The 1,791-nt window shown below is 39.6% G+C and carries 2 protein-coding genes; both read left to right on the top strand.

The window, feature by feature from the left end:
- A partial coding sequence (locus AC1DG9_RS26605; RefSeq protein ID WP_477635639.1) for a sigma-70 family RNA polymerase sigma factor occupies positions 1-295 on the top strand: 295 nt, incomplete at its 5' end.
- A gap of 134 nt (positions 296-429) precedes the next feature.
- On the top strand, positions 430-1,791 hold a 1,362-nt coding region (locus tag AC1DG9_RS26600; RefSeq protein ID WP_477635638.1), incomplete at its 3' end, for an ABC transporter permease.

Genomic DNA, 1,791 nt, shown 5'->3' with positions numbered 1-1,791 from the left:
GCAGTACATTAGTCATTTTCAGTCTTTTATTGAGAGTTATCCATCGCAAACAGATCATCGGGTAAGAGAAAAAATCCTGACATCGATAATTGACAAAGAGATTGCGAATTTACCCACAAGGATGCGCGAAGTGTTTGAGTTGAGCAGGAAAGAAAATTTGACTCATGCAGAGATCGCCGAAAGGTTAAACATATCTGAGCAAAGTGTACGTAGCCATGTTAAAAATGCCTTGCGTATATTAAGAGTAAGGCTAAGTACATACTTGCCGTTCTTGCTGCTTTTGTTTAATAAGTAATTTCTAAGGATAGTCTCTCGTTCAGAATTGAACACCTGCTGTTCACTACCGTACATCCTGGAATCTATAATTTGCTTTATTGTTCTTTAAATGAGCTTGTTTAAATTTGGCATTGGCTTGGTATATTGCAGTGCATGGATAAGCTTAGTTTAAAAATTGCCTGGAGGAACCTTTGGAAAAATAAGGGTTTTACATTAATTAATCTCGGAGGATTGGCTATTGGTTTGGCCGCATCTCTGTTATTGTTGCTTTATGTGGCTAATGAGTGGAAGTTTAACACTCAATATAAAGATGCCGAAAACATCTATGAAGTGAAAACCAATTTTCTGGATGCAACGGGTAAGGTATTTGGTACCACTGGTGTTTCTCCAAATGCGCTCCCTTTGGCCATGAGATCAGAATTAGCAGGAGTGAAAGCAGCGGCATTTATAACCTGGCCAAGTCAAACCTTACTAGTCAACGGTACAACCAGCGTGAAAGTAGATAACCGCATAGCTGAGCCGGATATTCTTAAAATATTGAGTTATAAATTCATCAGCGGCAGCGCAGAAACTGCTTTTTCAAAACCTAATTCCGTTATCCTTACCAGCAATACGGCAAAAAGGCTTTTCCCTAATACCTCTGCCATCGGCAAATCTCTCAAATTCATGAATTTTGCGAATCTTACTGTAACGGGGATTATAGAAGACCTGCCGGAAAACATGAGCTACAGGTTTGAGAGTCTGGTATCGACCAATGAAAATGTGGGTATTTTTCCCAAGGCCATGCAATGGGATAATTATTCTTTTTACACATTACTAAAGTTAAACCCAGGGGTTAATGTCGATGATTTTAATAAGAACATTAGCAATTTCTTAAACCAACACAGCAATAAAGAAGTTACCTCAATCTTCATTTATCCATTACTTAAAAGCAATCTATACGGAGACTTTATAAACGGGAAACCAGCGGACGGAAAGATTGGGCAAGTACGCATCTTTATTGGTCTGGCCATCGGAATCCTGATCATTGCCTGCATCAATTTCATGAACCTTGCTACGGCAAAGGCTGGTAAACGTGCAAAAGAAGTGGGCATTAAAAAGGCAATGGGAGCTGGAAGGGGCTCATTGATTCATCAGTTTTTGCTGGAAGCCATTCTGATGGTATCATTTAGTTTCATTTTAGCAATTACAATTGTTGAGATCAGCTTGCCACTGTTCAATAACTTGTTACATGTGAACCTTACCCTGCAATCCTTAGGCTTTACAAACTGGCTCTATCTCTGTGTTGTTGTTTTCATTACAGCACTTTTGTCGGGCAGCTACCCGGCTTTTTATTTATCCGCTTTTCAACCCGTTGATACTGTAAAGGGATTGATCAGGCAGAATGGATCTTCGGTGACTTTGAGAAAAGCCCTTGTTGTAGTTCAATTCAGTTTTGCGGTTCTGCTTATCACCGGTACAATTGTGGTTTATAATCAACTTCAGTACCTCAGAAACAGGCCAATGGGCTACAAC

The sequence above is a fragment of the Pedobacter sp. 05L430 genome, from assembly GCF_056397585.1.
Note: the sequence above shows the minus strand (reverse complement) of the source record. Positions and strands in the feature narration are given on the sequence as shown.